Annotated in this window: 13 protein-coding genes; 9 read left to right on the top strand and 4 right to left on the bottom strand. The window is 74.0% G+C overall.

The window, feature by feature from the left end; genetic code table 11:
• Position 1: 1 nt before the first annotated feature.
• Positions 2-1,192, bottom strand: coding sequence for a xylose isomerase (gene xylA, locus ACZ402_RS02380; RefSeq protein WP_375822393.1), 1,191 nt, complete (start codon positions 1,190-1,192; stop codon positions 2-4).
• A 102-nt stretch (positions 1,193-1,294) separates the two neighbouring features.
• Between xylA and ACZ402_RS02375 the strand changes: the two genes are divergently transcribed.
• Positions 1,295-2,524: an ROK family transcriptional regulator gene (locus ACZ402_RS02375; protein ID WP_375822394.1), complete on the top strand. Its 1,230-nt coding sequence runs from the start codon at positions 1,295-1,297 to the stop codon at positions 2,522-2,524.
• A gap of 41 nt (positions 2,525-2,565) precedes the next feature.
• Here the strand turns inward: ACZ402_RS02375 and arfA are convergent, their stop codons facing one another.
• Together arfA and ACZ402_RS02365 are read right to left on the bottom strand one after the other, a co-directional pair.
• On the bottom strand, positions 2,566-4,089 hold the full coding sequence (gene arfA / locus ACZ402_RS02370; RefSeq protein ID WP_375822395.1) for an arabinosylfuranosidase ArfA: 1,524 nt from the start codon (positions 4,087-4,089) through the stop codon (positions 2,566-2,568).
• Between the two features lie 65 nt (positions 4,090-4,154).
• On the bottom strand, positions 4,155-5,156 hold the full coding sequence (locus ACZ402_RS02365; RefSeq protein ID WP_043654319.1) for a LacI family DNA-binding transcriptional regulator: 1,002 nt from the start codon (positions 5,154-5,156) through the stop codon (positions 4,155-4,157).
• Between the two features lie 308 nt (positions 5,157-5,464).
• On the opposite strand from ACZ402_RS02365, the gene ACZ402_RS02360 reads away from it, so the two are divergent.
• From ACZ402_RS02360 to ACZ402_RS02330, 7 genes are all read left to right on the top strand, one after another.
• Entirely contained in the window at positions 5,465-6,406 is a 942-nt protein-coding gene (locus ACZ402_RS02360; RefSeq protein WP_114553153.1) for a carbohydrate ABC transporter permease, read from the top strand.
• Positions 6,407-6,410: 4 nt separating this feature from the next.
• On the top strand, positions 6,411-7,349 hold the full coding sequence (locus tag ACZ402_RS02355) for a carbohydrate ABC transporter permease (protein WP_043654299.1): 939 nt from the start codon (positions 6,411-6,413) through the stop codon (positions 7,347-7,349).
• A 110-nt stretch (positions 7,350-7,459) separates the two neighbouring features.
• Positions 7,460-8,791, top strand: coding sequence for an ABC transporter substrate-binding protein (locus tag ACZ402_RS02350; RefSeq protein WP_085388511.1), 1,332 nt, complete (start codon positions 7,460-7,462; stop codon positions 8,789-8,791).
• A 138-nt stretch (positions 8,792-8,929) separates the two neighbouring features.
• A complete protein-coding gene (locus ACZ402_RS02345; RefSeq protein ID WP_375822396.1) occupies positions 8,930-11,170 on the top strand; it encodes a beta-galactosidase in 2,241 nt (746 codons plus the stop codon).
• Between the two features lie 203 nt (positions 11,171-11,373).
• Complete coding sequence (locus tag ACZ402_RS02340; RefSeq protein WP_375822397.1) at positions 11,374-14,985, top strand: Ig-like domain-containing protein; 3,612 nt, start codon at positions 11,374-11,376, stop codon at positions 14,983-14,985.
• A gap of 247 nt (positions 14,986-15,232) precedes the next feature.
• Complete coding sequence (locus ACZ402_RS02335; protein ID WP_375822398.1) at positions 15,233-15,565, top strand: STAS domain-containing protein; 333 nt, start codon at positions 15,233-15,235, stop codon at positions 15,563-15,565.
• Complete coding sequence (locus tag ACZ402_RS02330; protein ID WP_375822399.1) at positions 15,562-16,035, top strand: ATP-binding protein; 474 nt, start codon at positions 15,562-15,564, stop codon at positions 16,033-16,035. Before ACZ402_RS02335 ends, ACZ402_RS02330 begins: the two co-directional genes overlap by 4 nt.
• Positions 16,036-16,085: 50 nt before the next feature.
• Here the strand turns inward: ACZ402_RS02330 and ACZ402_RS02325 are convergent, their stop codons facing one another.
• Positions 16,086-18,368: a SpoIIE family protein phosphatase gene (locus ACZ402_RS02325; protein WP_375822400.1), complete on the bottom strand. Its 2,283-nt coding sequence runs from the start codon at positions 18,366-18,368 to the stop codon at positions 16,086-16,088.
• 263 nt (positions 18,369-18,631) lie between these two features.
• On the opposite strand from ACZ402_RS02325, the gene ACZ402_RS02320 reads away from it, so the two are divergent.
• Positions 18,632-19,429, top strand: coding sequence for an ABC transporter ATP-binding protein (locus ACZ402_RS02320; protein WP_375822401.1), 798 nt, complete (start codon positions 18,632-18,634; stop codon positions 19,427-19,429).
• Positions 19,430-19,491 lie beyond the last annotated feature (62 nt).

Raw genomic sequence — 19,491 nt, 5'->3', positions numbered from 1 at the left:
CTCAGCCGATCAGGTGCTCGAGCGCGAGCTGGTTGAGGCGCACGAAGCCGAAGTCGCGGTTCGCCGCGGCGTCGACGTCGAAGTCCTCGTACGCGCTGCGGTCCGCGAGCAGGTCGGCGACGGACTCGCCCTCGCCGAGCGTGGACTGGCCGAGCTCGAACACGCCGGAGTGCGCGAACGCCTCCTGGACGCGGCTGTCGGCGCGGTACGCCGCGGCCTTGCGCGCGAGCAGGCGGTAGGTCTCCATGTTGGCGCGCGCGGAGTCCCACACGCCGACCTCGTTCTCGGTGCGCGACGGCTTGTAGTCGAAGTGGCGCGGGCCCGTGTACGTGGGGCCGCCGTTCGGGAAGCCGTTCTCGAGCAGGTCGACCGTGAAGAACGCCGAGAGCAGGTCGCCGTGGCCGAACACGAGGTCCTGGTCGAACTTGATCGAGCGCTGGCCGTTGAGGTCGATGTGGAAGAGCTTGCCCGCCCACAGCGCCTGCGCGAGGCCGTGCGTGTAGTTGAGGCCCGCCATCTGCTCGTGGCCCGTCTCCGGGTTGAGGCCCACGATGTCGCCGTTGTCGAGCTTGGCGATGAGGCCGAGCGCGTGGCCGATGGTCGGCAGGAAGATGTCGCCGCGGGGCTCGTTCGGCTTGGGCTCGAGCGCGATCTTGAGGTCGTAGCCCTTCTCCTTGATGTACGCCGCCGTGAGGTCGAGGCCCTCGGCGTAGCGCTCGTGCGCGGAGTGCAGGTCCTTGGCGCCGTCGTACTCGGTGCCCTCGCGGCCACCCCACATGACGAACGTCTTGGCGCCCAGCTCGGCCGTGAGGTCGACGTTGCGCAGCACCTTGCGCAGCGCGTAGCGGCGCACGCCGCGGTCGTTCGACGTGAGGCCGCCGTCCTTGAACACGGGGTGGCTGAACAGGTTCGTCGTCACCATCTCGATGACCAGGCCCGTGTCCTGCGCCGCCTGGCGCACGGAGTCGAGGCGCTTGGTGCGCTCGGCGTCGTCCGCGCCGAACGGCACGACGTCGTCGTCGTGGAACGTGAAGCCCCACGCGCCGAGGTCGGCCAGGCGGCGCACGGACTCGGCCGGGTCGAGCGCGGGACGGCTCGCGCTGCCGAACTGGTCCTGCGCGGTCCAGCCCACGGTCCACAGACCGAAGGAGAAGTTGATGTCTGCGTCGTGCCGGGTGGTCTCGTCGGCCACGGTGGTCTCCTCGTCGAGAGGGCCGTGACGCGGTCCTCGCGTCGACGGCCTATTTTTGTCTTACGGATGAACTTATCCGCCCGGGTCGGTAAGGTCAAGACCGTGAACCGCAGCGTCGCGACCCGCACGGGTCCCCCAGCAGCACGGCAGGCCACGCTGCGCGAGCACAACCTCGCCCTCGTCGCCCGCGCGGTCTTCGAGTCCGCCCACCCCTGCTCGCGCGCCGACATCGCCGCGGCGAGCGGCCTCACGCGCGCGACCGTCTCGACCCTCGTGGACCGGCTCGTCGCCGCGGGCATCGTCGCCGAGCTCCCGCCGGCGACCCCGCAGCGCGCCGGACGGCCCGCCGTCCCCCTCGCGCCCGCGCCGCACTCGCTCGTCGGGCTCGGCCTCGAGGTCAACGTCGACTACCTCGGCGGCCGCGTGCTCGACCTCACCGGCGCCGTCGTCGCCGAGCACGTCGACCCGGACGACCTGCACGACAGCGACCCCGCCGAGGTGCTCGCCCGGCTCGGTCGCATCGCGCAGGACCTCCTCGCGACCGTCCGCGCCGACGGCATGACGGTCGCGGGAGCCCGCCTCGCCCTCCCCGGCCTCGTCGACACGCGCGCCGGACGGCTCGAGGTCGCGCCTAACCTCGGCTGGTCCCACCTCGACCCCGTCCGCCTCCTCGGCCTCGACCCGGACGTCCCCGTCGAGATCGGCAACGAGGCCAAGCTCGCCGCGCTCGCCCAGGCGAGCCGCGGCGTCGTGCCCGACGACGCGACCGAGCCCGCACCGTCCACCTACCTCTACGTGTCGGGCGACGTCGGCATCGGCTCCGCGATCGTCGTCGACCGCCGGCTCTTCCACGGCCGCCACGGCTGGACCGGCGAGGTCGGGCACGTCGTCGTGGACCCGCGCGGCCCACGCTGCCGCTGCGGCGCGACCGGCTGCCTCGAGCAGTACGCGGGCAAGGACGCGCTCCTGCGCGGTGCGGGCCTGCCGGTCGACGCCCCCACCGAGACGCTCGTCGCCGCGCTCGACGCCGCGGAGCCCGCCGCGCTCGCCGTCGTCGAGCAGGCCGGGACCGCGCTCGGCAGCGCGCTCGCCGACTACGTGAACCTCGTCGACATCGACACCGTCCTGCTCGGCGGCATCTACCCCGCGCTCCTGCCGTACCTGCGCGGCGCGGCCGAGGCCGAGCTGCGCACGCGCGTCCTCGCCGCCCCGTGGACGGACGTCGTCCTGCTCCCCGCCCCGGTCGGCGACCACGCGGCCCTCACCGGCGGCGCGCGCGAGGTCCTGCGCGCCGTCGTCGAGGACCCGAGCGCCTGGGTCGCCGAGGACTGATCCCCGGGCGCGCGCCGGTGGTGCGCGCCCAGGGGCCCGCGTCAGGCCAGGTCGAGCCCGACCGCCGCCCACGAGAGCGCCGGGAGCGTCAGCCGCACCTCGCCATCCTCGACGCGCGCGCCGAGCGGCACGGGGCGGACGGGCTGCGCGTCCCGCGTGTTGGTCACGAACCGGTCGTGCCCCTCGGGGACCGTCAGCACGACGGCGTCGCGCACCGCCCGCACCCCGCCCGCGGCGAGCGTGACCTCGACAGGGTGCTCCGGGTCACGGTTCACGCAGAACACCTCGACACGACCGTCGGCGGTCGTCGTCGCGGAGACGTCGACGACGGGCACGTCGCCGTACGCGGCGGTCGGGACGGTCGGGCAGTCCGCGGCGACGCGCAGCGCGGCGCCCCGCGCACGGGCGGCCGTGATCGCGAAGGGCCAGAAGATGGTCTGCCGCCACGCGTCGGTGTCGGGCTCGGTGCGGATCGGCGCGATGACGTTGACGAGCTGCGCCTGGTTCGCCATCGAGACCCGGTCCGCGTGCCGGACGAGCGAGTTGAGCAGGCTCCCGACGACGACGGCGTCCGCCACCGCGTACTCGTCCTCGATGATCCGCGGCGCGACGTTCCACGCGCCCGTCAGCAGCGGCTCCTTGTCCCGCTCGTTGAAGCGGTCGAGGTACCACACGTTCCACTCGTCGACGCTGATGCCGAGCCGCCGACCCTGCATCCGGTCGCCGAGCGCCGCCTCCTCCTCGTCGAGGATCTCCGCGACGGTCGCGATGTAGCGGTCGAGCCCGACGCCGGACGCGAGGAAGGAGGGCAGGTCGCCCGGGGTCTCCTCGTAGTAGGCGTGCAGCGACACGTGGTCGACGAGCCCGGCGGTCTGGCGGACCACCTCGCGCTCCCAGTCCCCGAACGTCGGCTGGTCGGCCGACGACGACCCCGCCGCGACGAGCTCGACCGTCGGGTCGACGAAGCGCATCAGCCGCGCGGTCTCGGCCGCGAGCCGGCCGTACTCGTGGGCCGTCTTGTGGCCGATCTGCCAGTCGCCGTCCATCTCGTTGCCGAGGCACCACAGGCGGAAGCCGAACGGGTCCGGCGCGCCGTTCGCCCGACGCTCGTCGGACAGCGCGGTACCGCCCGGGTGGTTGCAGTACTCGAGGAGCTGCGCCGCCTCGGCCGCGCCGCGCGTGCCGAGGTTGACCGCCATCATGACCTCGAGCCCCGCGCGCTCGGCCCACCCGGCGAACTCGTGCAGCCCGACCTGGTTGGTCTCGATGCTGTGCCAGGCGGCGTCCAGCCGGACCGGGCGCTGCTCGCGCGGGCCGACGGAGTCCTCCCACCGGAAACCGGAGACGAAGTTCCCGCCCGGGTAGCGCACGACCGTCGCACCCAGCTCGCGCACGAGCTCGAGCACGTCGCCGCGGAAGCCGTCGGCGTCGGCCGAGGGGTGCCCGGGGTCGTGGATCCCCCCGTACACGCAGCGCCCCATGTGCTCGACGAACGTGCCGAACAGCCGCGGAGAGACGGCGCCCACGGCGTCGTCCGGATCGATCTGGATGCGTGCGTGGGTCATGGTCCTCGTCTCGTGGGTCGGTGCCGACGGGTCGACGGCGGGGCTCTGCGGTGCGCGGGCGACGCTCAGCGACGTGTGGCCGCGGCGGGCGGGGGTGCGGTGCTCGCGCGCTCGACGAGACGGGTGGGCACGAGCCGCGTCCCGGTCTCGGCGACGCCGTCGTGCACCTGGCGCAGGACCTGCTCGACGCACCGACGCCCCACCTCGGCGAAGTCCTGGTGGACGGTCGTCAGGGGCGGCAGGAACTCGCTCGACTCGGGCAGGTCGTCGAACCCGACGACGCTCACGTCCTGCGGCACGCGCCGGCCCGCGTCGTGCAGGGCGCGCACGAGCCCGAGCGCCATCTGGTCGTTCGCGACGAACACCGCGGTCACGTCGTCGTCCTCGGCGAGCCGCCGCCCGGCCTCGTAGCCCGACGCGGGCGACCAGTCGCCCCGCTCCGGCTCGGGCACCGGACGGCCGGCGCGCTCCAGCGTCTCGCGCCACGCGACGGCCCGGCGCTCGGCCGCGAAGGAGCTCTCCGGGCCGGCGAGGTGGTGGACGGTGCGGTGGCCGAGGTCGAGCAGGTGCTGCACCGCCTGGCGGGTGCCGTCCGCCTGGTCCGTGTCGACGACGGCGTACGCGTCGCCGGCGTCGGAGTCGGCGACCACGACCTTCACCCCGGGCGGGAGGTTGACTCGCGCCACGTCGAGCAGGTGCACCTCCATGAGGAGGATGATCGCGTCGACGGCCAGCTCGCCGAGGCGCGTGAACGCGCCGTGCACGCCACCCTGGGTCGGCGCGGCGACGGGGATGACGGTGATCGCGTAGCCCTGGGCGGCCGCGGACGTCGCGATGGCCTCGAGCGTGCGGACGTTGCCCGTGGTCGCGAGCGAGAAGAGGATCACGCCGATGGTCCGGAACGTGCCGCTCTTGAGCGCGCGGGCCGCGCTGTTCGGCCGGTAGTCGAGCTCGGCCATCGCGGCGAGCACGCGGGTGCGCGTCTCCTCCACGACCCCGGGGTGCCCGTTGGCGACGCGCGACACGGTCTGCGCGGACACCCCGGCCATCCGGGCGACGTCGGCCATCGACACGCGGCGGACGTCGTGCGGCCGGCGGGCCCGGGCCGGCTCGACGGCGGGGACCGTCTCGGCGACCGGAGCGGTCCGCCGCTGCGGCGCCGTCGTCGTGACGGGGGCGTCGTCGTCGAGCCGGTTGGTCATCCGTCGTCCTCGCGGTCAGTGGCGGCACAGCTCCAGCGCTGGTTCGGCGCCGTCGCGCCGACGTCGACCACCCTAAGCGATGTTTGCGCAAACATCGAATGTCGTGCATGCTGATGTTTGCGTAAACAAGGGCGACGACCGGCGTCCCCTTCCCCCGACGACGAGGACACAGCATGACGACGACGTCCCCACCCGTGGCAGGAGCGTCCCTGCCATCGGTCGACGCACCTTCGTCCCCCCGCACCCGACGCCACCGGCGCTCGTGGGTCGGCTGGGGCTTCGTGGGTCCGTTCATGGCCGTGTTCGCCCTGGTGTTCCTCGCACCCATCGCGTACTCCCTGTACCTGAGCCTGTTCCGCACGCAGATGGTCGGCGGCACGCACTTCGTGGGTCTCGACAACTACGCCCGGGCGTTCTCGGACCCGCAGTTCTGGGAGGCGCTCGGGCGCGTCAGCCTCTTCCTCGTGGTCCAGGTGCCGATCATGCTCGGCCTCGCGCTGCTCGTCGCCCTCGCGATCGACAGCGGCCGGCTCTACGGCAAGTCGTTCTTCCGCATCTCGATCTTCCTGCCGTACGCCGTCCCGGCCGTCGTCGCGACGCTCATGTGGGGCTTCATGTACGGCACGCGGTTCGGGCTCGTCGGCAACATCAACGACGCGCTCGGCGTCTCGCTGCCCAACCCGCTCTCCCCCGACCTCGTGCTCGCCTCGATCGGCAACATCGTGACCTGGGAGTTCGTGGGCTACAACATGCTCATCTTCTACTCGGCGCTGCGGGTGATCCCCACGTCGCTGTACGAGGCCGCGGAGCTCGACGGGGCCAGCCAGTGGCGCATCATCTCGGCGATCAAGCTGCCCGCGATCCGCGGCGCGCTGGTCATCGCGACGATCTTCTCGATCATCGGCTCCTTCCAGCTCTTCAACGAGCCGAGCATCCTGCAGGCGCTCGCCCCGAACGCGATCACGACGTACTTCACCCCGAACCTGTACGCGTACTCGCTGTCCTTCTCCGGGCAGCAGTACAACTACTCGGCCACGGTCGCGATCATCATGGGCGTCGTCACGATGATCGTCGCCTACGTGGTCCAGCTCCGCGGCATGCGCAAGGAGGCCTGAGACCATGACCACCGCGACCCCCACGGCCTCCGCAGCGTCCCGCCCCGGACCGAAGCCCGTCCGCCTCCGCACGCCCCGGCGTGCCGCGTACTCCGCCGACAAGCCCCGCCGCAGCGTGCTGCTCACCGTCCTGACCGGCGTCGTGCTCGTGTACTCGCTCGTCCCGCTCGTCTGGCTCGTCGTCAACGCGACGAAGACCCAGCCCGACCTCTTCGACAGCTTCGGGCTGTGGTTCGGCAGCGAGTTCGCGCTGGTCGACAACGTCGTCCAGACGCTCACCTACGACGACGGCATCTTCGTCCGCTGGCTCGCCAACACCCTGCTCTACGTGGTCGTGGGCGCCGGCGGGGCCACGTTCCTCGCCGTGATGGGCGGGTACGCGCTCGCCAAGTTCGACTTCCCCGGCAAGCGAGGCGTGTTCGCGACCGTCATCGGCGCCGTCGCGGTGCCGGGCACGGCGCTCGCCGTGCCGACGTTCCTCATGTTCAGCCAGATGGGCCTGACGAACACTCCCTGGGCCGTGATCATCCCGTCGCTGATCTCCCCGTTCGGCCTCTACCTCATGTGGACCTACGCCGCCGAGTCGGTGCCCCAGGAGCTGCTGGAGGCCGCCCGCGTCGACGGCGCCAACGAGGCCCGCACGTTCTTCCAGGTGTCCCTGCCGCTGCTCGCGCCCGGCATCGTCACCGTCCTGCTCTTCACCATGGTCGCGACCTGGAACAACTACTTCCTGCCGCTGATCATGCTCAAGGACCCCGACTGGTACCCGCTGACCCTCGGGCTCAACGCGTGGAACGCCCAGGCGGCCACCGCGGGCGGGCAGGCGATCTTCAACCTCGTCATCACCGGCGCGGTCCTGACGATCCTGCCCCTCGTGATCGCGTTCCTGTTCCTGCAGCGCTACTGGCAGTCCGGCCTCGCGGCCGGCTCGGTCAAGGAGTGACGGTCCGACGCCGGACCGTCCACCCACCCGCCGGCACCCCGGCGCACACCCCCACCCGCACCACCCCACGCACCACCCGTCCGTCTGACGACGAAGTGAGAGGAACCCGCATGTCCCCCATCACCCGCAGGTCGCGCCGAGCGACCGCCGCCATCGCCGCCACCGGCGTCCTCGCCCTCGTGCTCACCGCCTGCAGCGGCGGGTCGGGCGGCGGGAGCTCCGACGACGCGGAGAGCGCCCTCGAGGAGGGCGGCACGATCACCGTGTGGGCCTGGGACCCCACGCTGGAGAGCGTCGCCGCCGACTTCGAGGAGGAGAACCCCGGGGTGACGGTCGACATCGTCAACGCCGGCACCGGCAACGACCAGTACACGGCCCTCCAGAACGCGATCGCCGCCGGCTCCGGCGTGCCCGACGTCGCGCAGATCGAGTTCTACGCCCTCCCGCAGTTCGCGCTCTCCGAGGCGCTCACCGACCTCTCGTCCTACGGGGCCGACGACCTCGACGGCACGTTCACGCCCGGCCCGTGGGACGCCGTGACGCAGGGCGACGGCGTCTACGCGCTGCCGACCGACTCCGGCCCGATGGCGCTCTTCTACAACAAGCGCGTGTTCGACGAGCACGGCATCGCGGTACCGACGACGTGGGACGAGTACGTCGAGGCCGCCCGGGCGCTGCACGCCGCCGACCCCGGCGCGTACCTCACCAACGACACGGGCGACGCCGGCTTCACGACCTCCATGATCTGGCAGGCCGGCGGGCGCCCCTACCAGGTCGACGGGACCGACGTCACCGTCGACTTCTCCGACGAGGGCACGCAGAAGTTCGCGACGACGTGGCAGCAGATGATCGACGAGGACCTCGTCGCGCCCGTCACGTCGTGGAGCGACGAGTGGTACCAGGGCCTCGCCGACGGGTCGATCGCGAGCCTCGTGATCGGCGCCTGGATGCGCGGCAACCTCGAGACCTCGGTCGAGTCCGCCTCGGGCGACTGGGCCGTCGCGCCCATGCCGCAGTGGGAGTCCGGCGCCGACGTCACCTCCGAGAACGGTGGCAGCTCGCTCGCCATCCCGGCGGCGAGCAAGAACCAGGACCTCGCGTGGGCGTTCCTCGAGTACGCGACGGTCGGTGACGGGATCGCGACCCGCGTCGCCGAGGGCGCGTTCCCCGCGACCGTCGCCGAGCTCGAGGCCGACGACTTCACGCAGCAGGAGTTCGAGTACTTCGGCGGCCAGAAGGTCAACGAGGTCCTCGCGGACTCCGCCGCGCACGTCGCCGAGGGCTGGGCGTACCTGCCGTTCCAGGTGTACGCGAACTCCGTCTTCAACGACACCGTCGGCAAGGCCTACGTCTCGGGCACCCCGCTCGCCGACGGGCTGACCGCGTGGCAGGACGCCACGGTCACCTACGGCAAGGACCAGGGCTTCACCGTCAACGAGTGACGCGCTGACACCGTCACCCCCGGTCGTCGGGCCGGCGCTCGCTCGCCGGCCCGACGACCTCCCCGAGGACGCCGTCGCGCGTCCTCCCGACCGGCCGGGCACCGCCCGTCGCCGCGCACCGTCCCGCTAGGAGCACGCATGTCTTCCCCCACCCCGTTCCGCTGGCTGCGCCGTCCCGGGCCGCACACGCCGCCGGGCGAGCCCGGTGCGTACACGCCGTCGGTCCTGTCCTACGGCGCGGACTACAACCCGGACCAGTGGCCGCGCGAGGTCTGGGACGAGGACGTGCGCCTCATGCGCGAGGCGGGCGTGACGGTGGTCTCGCTCGCGATCTTCTCGTGGGCCCGCATCCAGCCGACCGAGGACACGTGGGACTTCGCGTGGCTGGACGACGCGATGGACCTGCTCCACGCGCACGGCATCACGGTCGACCTGGCGACGGCGACGGCCTCGCCGCCGCCGTGGCTGACGACGAAGCACCCGGAGGTCCTGCCGCAGACGCGCACGGGCGAGACCCTGTGGCCGGGCGCGCGGCAGCAGTGGCGCCCGACGTCGCCGGTCTTCCGGGAGCACGCGCTGCGCCTCGTCGAGCGCATGGCCGAGCGGTACGGCGACCACCCGGCGCTCGTCGCGTGGCACGTGTCCAACGAGCTGGGCTGCCACAACGTCGACGACTTCTCCGACGACGCCGCCGCGGCCTTCCGCGCGTGGCTGCGCGAGCGCTACACGACCCTCGACGCGCTGAACGACGCCTGGGGCACGGCGTTCTGGTCGCAGCGGTACAGCGCGTGGGAACAGATCCTGCCGCCGCGGCTGGCCGCGTCGCACCCGAACCCGACGCAGCAGCTCGACTTCAAGCGCTTCTCGTCCGACGCCCTGCGGCAGTACCTGCGCGCGGAGGCCGAGATCCTGCGCCGGATCACGCCCGACGTCCCCGTGACGACGAACTTCATGGTCATGGGCGAGACGAAGGGCATGGACTACGCGGCCTGGGCCGACGAGCTCGACTTCGTCTCCAACGACCACTACGTGCTCCCCGGGCCGCAGGCCCTGGACGAGCTCTCGTTCTCCGCCAACCTCACCGGCGGCATCGCCCGGCACCAGCCCTGGTTCCTCATGGAGCACTCGACGAGCGCTGTGAACTGGCAGCCCGTCAACGTCGCGAAGAAGCCGGGCGAGCTCGCGCGCGACTCGCTCACCCACGTGGCCCACGGCGCCGACGCGGTCTGCTACTTCCAGTGGCGCCAGTCCGCGGCCGGCGCGGAGAAGTACCACTCGGGCATGGTCCCGCACGCGGGCGAGCGCTCGCGCCTGTTCCGTGACGTCGTCGCGCTCGGCGCGACCCTGCGCGACCTCGCGCCCGTCGCGGGCAGCACGCAGAAGCCCGCGCGCGCCGCGATCGTCTTCGACTGGGACTCGTGGTGGACGAGCGAGCTCGACTCCCACCCGACGGACCGGCTGCGCTACCGCCAGGAGGCGCTCGACTGGTACTCGGCGTTCCTCGCGCTCGGCGTGCGCGCGGACGTCGTGCCGTCCGCGACGGACCTCGCGACGTACGACGTCGTCGTGGCGCCGGTGCTGCACGTCGTCCCGGCCGGCCTGCGCGACCGCCTCACGGCGTTCGTCGAGGCGGGCGGCCACCTCGTCACGACCTACTTCTCGGGCGTCGTCGACCAGGACGACCACGCGTGGCTCGGCGGCTACCCGGGCGCGCTGCGCGACCTGCTCGGCATCCGGGTCGAGGAGTTCGCCCCGCTGCTGGACGGCGAGAGCGCGACGGTCGAGCTCGCGGGCGAGCAGCTCGAGGGCACGGTGTGGACCGAGCCGGTGGACGTCGTCGACCCCGACGTCGAGGTGCTGGGCTGGTACAAGACCGGCGAGCAGGCCGGCCGCGCCGCCGTGACGCGCCGGACGGTCCGCACCGGCGACGGCACGGGCGCCCGCGAGGGCTCCGCCGCGTACGTGTCCACGCGCTTCGGCCGCCAGGGCCTCGTCCCCGTGCTCGCCCGTCTGCTCGACGACGCGGGCGTGCGCAGCGAGCTGCCCGCCGCCGTGCGCGGCGACGTCGAGCTCGCGGTCCGCACCGACGGCACGGACGACTTCTGGTTCCTCGTCAACCGCACGGCCCGTCCGGTCGAGGTGCCCGACGTCGCGGGCGACGTCCTCGCCGGGCGCCGCCTCACGGCGTCGGGCACGAGGGCCGGCACGGCGGAAGGCACGGCGGAAGGCACGGCGGAAGGCACGGCGGAAGGCACGGCGGAGGCCGCGGTGGAGGGCACGGTGGAAGGCGCCCTGCTGCTCGAGCCGCGCGGCGTCGCGGTCGTCCGCCGCCCGGCCGAGCCGACCCCGCCGAGGAAGCAGCCCGCCACCGCGAGGTAGAGCCCCGGTACCACGAGGTAGAGGCCTGGTACCGCGAGGTAGAGGCCTGGTAACGCCGAGGTGGAGGCAGCGGTCGCGGTCGTCGAGACCACGCCTCTACCTCGGCAGACCAGGGCTCTACCTCGGCAGACAGACCCCGCGGGAACGACCCGCACCCGGTGCACCCCGCCGGTTCGCAGCGACGCGAAGGAGGTGGCTCAGGGATGAGCCCGACCGACACCGACACGACCACGCGGGGTGGACCACCCGGTCCTCGCCGCACGAGCCCGGGCGGCCCGGCCGCCCGCCGGACGGGGGCCCGCGTCGTGGCGGGCCTCGGCGCCGGGGCGCTCGTCGCGGGCTGCGCGCTCGCGACCCTGCCCGCGCAGGCCTCGCCCTTCGGCGCGGTCTCCGCGGCGGGCACGATGGCGGCCGCGGCCGACGTCCCGGGCGTCACCGTCACGCCCGACCCGTCGTACGCGGGCGCTCCGTTCGAGGGCTGGGGCACGAGCCTCGTGTGGTTCGCGAACGCCACGGGCGACTACCCGGACGAGATCCGCGAGAGGCTCGCGGACATGGTGTTCGGCGACGAGGGCCTCAACCTCAACATCGCGCGCTACAACGTCGGCGGCGGCAACGCGCCCGACGTGCCGGACTACCTGCGCGCGGGCGGCGCCGTCGACGGCTGGTGGAAGGCGCCCGAGGGCACGACGCGCACCGACGTCGACTGGTGGGACCCCGAGAACCCCGACCACTGGGACACCGACGCCGACGCGACGCAGCGCTGGTGGGTCGACCGGATCAAGGACGACGTCACGCACTGGGAGACGTTCAGCAACTCCCCGCCGTGGTTCATGACCGTGAGCGGGTACGTCTCGGGCGGGTTCAGCTCGACCGCGGACCAGCTCAAGACCGAGAGCATCGACGACTTCGCGGCCTACATGGTCGGCGTGACCGAGCGCCTCGAGGACGCGCACGGCATCGAGGTCGACACGATCGACCCGTTCAACGAGCCCAACACGAACTACTGGGGCACGCAGCTCGGCGCCGACGGCAACCCCACCGGGGGCCGCCAGGAGGGCGCCCACATGGGCCCCGCGCTCCAGGCGAAGGTCGTCCCGGCGCTCACCGCGGCGCTCGAGGGCTCGTCGACCGACGCCGTGATCTCGGCGATGGACGAGACCAACCCGGGCACGTTCGCGACCAACTGGAACGCCTACCCGCAGGCGGTCCGCGACCAGGTCTCGCAGCTCAACGTCCACACCTACGGCACGGGCCAGCGCACGACGGTCCGCGACATCGCCAAGGGCGAGGACAAGCCGCTGTGGATGAGCGAGGTCGGCGGGAACTGGAGCTCGACGGGCCAGGACTTCGAGACCATGGAGTCCGGCCTCGGCAGCGCGCAGCACATCGTCGACGACCTGCGCGAGCTCGAGCCGAGCGCGTGGGTGTTCTGGCAGCCGGTCGAGGACTACGCCAACATGGCGCCCGGCGGCGAGAGCGCGAACGGCATGAACTGGGGCGAGATCCAGATCCCGTTCGACTGCACCGCCGAGGACACGCTCGAGACGTGCCCGATCTACACGAACACGAAGTACTGGGCGACCCAGAACTTCACGCACTACATCGAGCCGGGCGACTCGCTGGTCCGCTCGGACGACGCCAGCAGCACGGCTGCGGTGTCGGCCGACGGCACGTCGGCGACCGTCGTGCACGTCAACGCCACCAAGGCCGAGCGCGCCGTGACGCTCGACCTGTCGAAGTTCGGTGCGGTCGGGTCCGATGCGACCGTCACCCCCGTGGTCACGAGCACGGCCGGCTACCTCGTCGAGGGCGAGCCGGTGGCCGTCACGCCCCGCGCCGCGGACGGCACGACCGGCCCGAGCGCGACGCTCGTCGTGCCGGCCGAGTCCGTGACGACGTTCGTCGTCGACGGCGTCTCCGGCGTCGCGGACGACGCCGCGCTCGTCCAGGACGGTCACGCCTACCGTCTCGACGGCGTGCAGGCGGACCGCTCGCTCGCGCCGTCGGCGTCGGGCACGGGCGTCGTGATCCGCACCGACGCGCCGGTCGCGGAGCAGGCGTGGGAGCTCACGGCGCTCGGCGCCCCCGAGGGCTCCGGCACGCACCGCACGCGCTACGCCGTGACGAACGCGGCCACGGGCCGCCAGCTCGCCGTCGCGGCCGACACGTCCGCCGTCCTCCAGGACGCGCCCGCCGACGTCACGGACACCCCGCTCGCCGCGCAGTGGATCCTCTCGACGACCGGCGACGGCACCTTCACGCTCGTCAACGCGTCCTCGAACACCCTCCTCGAGGTCGGCGGCCAGGCGACGGCCGACGGGTCGTCCGTGGGCACGTACCTCGCGAACTCCGGCGTGAACCAGCGCTGGCGCGTGGTCGACGAGACGGTCCTCGGCACCGAGCCCGTCCAGGCGTTCACGACGCCGGGCACCGCACCCGCGCTCCCCGCGACCGTCACCCCGGTCTACCGCGACGGGGCGCGCGGCACGCTCCCCGTGACGTGGGACGTGCCGGACGACGACGCGTGGGCCGAGCCCGGCACCGTCGAGGTGACGGGCACCGTGGCCACGCCGACCGGCGGCGAGGTCGCCGCGACGGCGACCGTCGTCGTCGACGAGCTCGCGTCCACGCTCCCCGCGCGCGCCAAGGCGTACGCGGGCGGCACCCCGGCCCTGCCCGCGACCGTCACGGCGGTCGCCGCGGGCGGCGCGGAGGTCCAGCGCCCGGTGGTCTGGGACGACGCCCCCGCGGGCGCGTACGACGCCGTCGGGGTCGTCGAGCTCGCCGGCACGGCCGACGCCGGGGCGGGCGCCACGCTCCCGGCCACCGTCCGCGTCCAGGTGACCGAGGCGGCGTCCGCCGACGGCGCGCTCGCCGCGGGCACGACCGCGAGCGCGACGTTCACCGAGCCGGGCTACGCCGTCGGGGGCGTCGTCAACGGCGACCTCACGGACAAGGCGTGGTCCAACTGGGTGTCGGGCACCAAGCGGACCTCCGACACGCTCACCGTCACGCTCCCCGCCGACCGGGACGTCACGGGCGTCGTGACGCGGTTCTGGAAGGACGGGTCCAGCGCGAGCTGGGCGCAGTCCGTCCGGCTCCAGGCCCTCGTGGGCGGGACATGGACCGACGTCGGCGCGCCTGTCACCGTGGACGCCTCGCCGGACGGCCCCGCGCCCGCGGTCGAGATCCCCGCGGACGTGCGGACGTCGTCCGTGCGCGTCGTCCTCACGGCGCGGGCGAGCACGCACATGGTCGTCTCCGAGATCGAGGTCCTCGCCAAGGTGCCGGGCACGGGGACCGACGCCACGGCGTCGGGCCTCACGGTGGACGGCGAGCCCCTCGCCGGGTTCGACCCCACGGTCACGGCGTACGACGTGCCCGTCGCGGGCGGGGTGCCCGTCGTCGAGGCGGTCGCGCACGACCCCTGGGCGACGGTCGCGGTCGAGGCCGCCGACGCCGTCCCCGGCACGACGACCGTGCGCGTCACCGCCGAGGACGGGACGGAGCATGCGTACACCCTGCGCTGGTCCGCCGACGCGGGCGCCGCCCCGGTCACCGCGGTCGCCGAGACGCGGTGCCTCGCCGGGAAGGTCTACGTCGCGGTCCGCGCCACGAACGACGGCGACGCGCCGCTCGACGTGACGCTCGCGACGCCGTACGCCACGCGGACGTTCACGGGTGTCGCCCCGGGCACGAACGCGTACCAGTCGTTCGCGTCGCGCGCCGCGTCCGTCCCCGCCGGGACGGCCGTCGTGACGGTCGACGGGTACGCGCCGCTCGAGGTCGCGTTCGACGCGCGCACCTGCTGAGCGGTCCGGCCCACCGTGCGGGCCCGGTCGACGTCACCCGTGACGCCGGCCGGGCCCGTCGCCGTCCCGCGGGCCGGCACGTGAGGCGGCACGCGAGGCGGCACGTGAGCCGGCCCTCCGGCCGACGCGCGGGACGGATCCGGAAAGGTCGGCGCCACGCCGCCGATCGCAGAGCGAGCGTCGGCAGGTCCGCGTACCGTGTCCCGGGTGCCCGGCACCGTGCCGGGACGAGGAGGAGCGCACCACGGTGACCCCGACGACGAGCGGCGACGTCCTGACGACGAGCGGCGGCACGCGCTGGACCATGCGAGGCGAGATCGACGCCGCGGTCCAGGCCCGCCGCGAGGACGAGCTGCTGCGGCTCGCGCAGTCCGCGGACGAGCGCATCCACGTCGACCTCGGTGACGTGACCTTCATGGACTCGGGCGGCCTGCGCCTGCTCTACCACGCCGCCACCGCCGGGTCGGGGTCGCCCGTGCTGGAGCGCGTCCCGCGCCGCGTCCGCGACCTGCTGGAGCTCAGCGGGGTCGTCGAGCTCTTCGAGATCGCGGACGACACCACCGGCGAGGGCGGCGCGTGAGCGTCGAGCACGCCGCGGTCCCCGTCGGCTTCGTCGAGATCGGCTCCTGGCCGCTGCGCGGGCTGGGCGACCTCGCGACGCTCCGCGAGGGACTGCACCGCCTCCTCACCGGCGGGCCGCTCCCGCCGGACCGCGCGCTCGAGGCGACACCGGAGCGCGTCGTCCTCGTGGCGAGCGAACTCGCCACCAACGCCCTGCGCCACGGCCTGCCGCCCACTCGCGTCCGCCTGCTCAGCGACGGGCGCGAGCTCGTCGTCGACGTCGTCGACCACTCGCCGGACGCGCCCGTGGTCGCCGGTCGGCGCTCACCGGGGGCGGGCGGGTTCGGCCTCGTGCTCGCGCAGCGGGCGTCCACGGCCGTCGGCTGGTTCCGGGCCGGTACGGGCGAGAAGCACGTGTGGGCGCGGTTCGACGTCCCGGTCTTCCGCGGCGGCGCCTCCGTGCGCAGCGCGCTCCTCCCCGTCGGCTGACCGCTGTCGGCTGACCGCTGTCGGCTGCCCGTTGACCCGCCGCGAGGCGCTCAGGCGTCGCGGCGCACCAGGAGCAGCGTCGCGTCGTCCGCGGAGCGCGGGTCGCGCGCCGCGGTGACGATCCCGTCCGCGTCCACGTCCGGGCCCGCCGCGAAGACCGCCGCGAGCCGGTCGAGCCCGTCCCGGATCGACTCTCCCCGGCGCTCGACCAGCCCGTCGCTGTAGAGCACGAGCGCTCCCCCGGGCGGCACCTGCAGCACGTGCGCGGTCGGGACGCGGTCCACGATCCCCAGCGGGGGGACGCTCGCGCGCTCGGCCCACGTCGTCGTGCCGTCCGGCCGGACGACGAGCAGGGGCGGGTGCCCCACCGACACGTGCTCGACGACGCCGCTCACCGGGTCCAGGAGCGCGACCGCGAGCGTCGCGACCTCGCCCGGCAGCGTCCAGCGGGCGACCTCGCCCAGCCGCGCCACGGCCTCGACCGCCGAGCCCGAGCTCACGAGCGCGGCGCGCAGCGTCGTGCCGAGCTGGCCCATCGTCGCGGCGGCCTGGAGCCCGTGCCCCGTAACGTCTCCCACGACGAGCGCGAGGCGGCCCGACGGGAGCACGAGGGCGTCGTACCAGTCGCCGCCGACCAGGCCCGTGCCGGCGGACTCGTAGCGCGACTCCAGCGTCCAGCCCGGGACGTCGGGCAGGAGCGCCGGCAGGAGGCTGCGCTGCAGCTCCTCCGTCGCGCGCACCGCCTTGCGCCCACGCAGGTACAGCGCCTCGACGAGGTGGCCGCGCAGCGACGTCGCGACGTCGGTCTGGTCCGAGGTCCACGGCACGCTGTGGCCGCGCACGACCTCGCGCCAGCGCTCGAACGACCTGCGCGGGCTCAGGCGGACCGTCTCGCCCTCGCGCAGCGCGATCGCCTTGTTGTACGGGTCGCCGCCCCAGTCGACGTGCCGCAGCACCTCGTCGCGCACCCACACGACGACCTGACCCTCGGGGAGCACGATGCCCAGCACCCCGGCGACGTCGGGCGCGAGCGCCGCCACCTCGGGCGCGTCGCGGCCCAGCGCCTCGGTCGCGACCAGGTCCTCGCCGTGGCCGAGCACCCAGGCGACGAGCGCGCGGCACCCGTCCTCGCCGGGCGTGCTGCCGACCTTGATGAGGCCGCCCTCCGCGACGACGACCGCGCCGTCGGCCCGGACGAGGCGGCGCAGCCACCCGGATCGGGTGAGCGCGGTGCCGATCGGGACGCTCTCGTCGCGGCTGTCGGCGGCGAGGTGGGCGAGGACCCCCTCCGCGCGCCGCACCTCGGCCTCGCGCTCGTCCTCGGCCTGCGCGACGAGCCGGACCGAGAGCGCGGACCCGAGGAACTCCGCGGCCGTGCGCACCTCGTAGGGCGGCTCGTGCGGCCCCGCGTAGTGGTGGCACGCGATGAGCCCCCACAGCCGCCCCTCCCGCAGGAGCGAGATCGACATCGACGCGCGCACGCCCATGTTGCGCAGGTACTCGAGGTGGATCGGCGAGACGCTGCGCAGCGTGGAGTACGTGAGGTCGAGCGGCGCGCCCGTGGTGGGCAGCAGGGTCGGCACGATCGGCTGCGGCGCGTAGTCCACGTCCGCGATGAGCCGGATCCAGTTCTTCTCGTACAGCGCCCGGGCCTGCGGCGGGATGTCCGACGCCGGGTAGTGCAGCCCGAGGAACGCGTTGAGGTCCTCGCGGCGCGCCTCGGCGACCACCTCGCCGTTGTACGCGTCGTCGAAGCGGTAGATCATCACGCGGTCGAACCCGGTGAGCTCACGCACGTGCCGGGCTGCGTCGTCGTACAGCTCGTCGAGGGTCGCGGCGCGCTCCAGGTCGCGCAGCGCGTGCCGCACCGCCAGGTACGTGTTGGGGAACGTCAGCGGGCGCGCGCCCGCCGCGGTCTCGAGCTCGACGACGAGCACCGGCTCCGTCTCCGGCCCGTCCGCGGGCAGCGGCGGCCGGTGGAGCACGGCGTCCACGGCGAGGGCGGCCCCGTCCCAGCGGTCGAGGTGCAGCGTGACCGGGTTGCGCGTCGCGAGGTCGCCGACGCTCGCGGCGTGGTCGAGCACGCGGCGCGCCGGTTCGGCGCCGAGCGCGTCGCCCAGCGGCCGGCCCACCAGCTCCTCGGCCGGGACGCCCACGTGCTGCGCGACGTTCGCCGACGCCTGGAGCAGCACGCCGTCGTGCTCGCGCACGACGAGCAGCACGCCGCGGGGCTGGATCATGCCGGGCACGTGGATGGGCTCGCGCGCGCAGTTGTCGAGGTCCACCGCCTCGCCGGGCGCCAGCAGCTCCGGCTCGTCGACCGTCCTGGTCACGTGGTCCTCCGTCCGGGTCACCGCACGACGACAGGTGCCGCGGTGCGGGTCGACGGACCACCTGGGCTCGAGGATCCTGGTCGAGTGCCCCAGGCTACCGCGCCCGGGACTCCGGGCCTGACCGGGCCCCGCGTCGTGACGCCGCACCGGGGGGCGACGGTCCCCCGCGTGAGCGACGCCACGGAACTCCGCGGTAGCGTCGTTCGTCGGACGAGCGGGGCCCCGGAACCGCCCGCCCGGCCCCGACGACCAGAAGGTGACCCATGAGCACGACGACCACCCCGATCCTGCGCGCCACCGGCCTCGCGGCCGGATACGGAGGGCCCGACGTCGTGCACGGCATCGACCTCGACGTCGTGCCCGGCACGCCGCCGGTCGGGATCGTCGGCGAGTCGGGGGCCGGCAAGTCCACGGTCGTGCGGGCGCTCGTCGGGCTCGTGCGCCCGACGGCGGGCCACGTCACGTACGCCGGCCGCACGGTCACCAAGCTCTCGCGCCGCGACAAGAAGCAGTTCACCGCCGACGTCCGCCGTGTCTCCCAGGACGGCCTCGCCGGGATCGGGATCGACCCGCGCTGGACCGTCGACCGCACCCTGTCGGCCGCGCTCAAGGACGCCCGCAAGGCCGGTCGCCCCAGCGGCCGGTCCGTCGAGGACCTGCTCGGCGACGTCGCGCTCGAGCCGCGGTACGCGCCGCGCACCGTCCACTCGCTCTCGGGCGGCGAGAAGCAGCGCGTCGCGCTCGCCGTCGCGCTCGCCACGCGCCCGCGCGCCCTGCTCCTCGACGAGCCGCTCACCGCCGTCGACCCGGCGATGCGCGGCGACGTCGTGCGACGCCTCGGCGCCGCGACGGCCGAGCTCGGCACGGCGGTGCTGCTCGTCTCGCACGACCTGGAGCTCGTCGAGCGCCTGTGCCCCACCGTGCACGTGCTCGCCGACGGGACCTTCGTCGCCTCCGGCGCGCTGCGCGACGTCTTCGCCGGGACCGCCCCGGGTGCCGACCACCCGGCCGTGCGCGGGCTCGCGGAGGCCGCCCCGCTCGCCGTCCAGCGCTTCCGCTGACGCTCCGGAGAACTCGTCGTCGGCTCGTGTCGAAAACCGGGGGGCGCCGTCCGACGTCAGGG

Source organism: Cellulosimicrobium sp. NPDC030954 (assembly GCF_055571305.1).
Note: the sequence above shows the minus strand (reverse complement) of the source record. Positions and strands in the feature narration are given on the sequence as shown.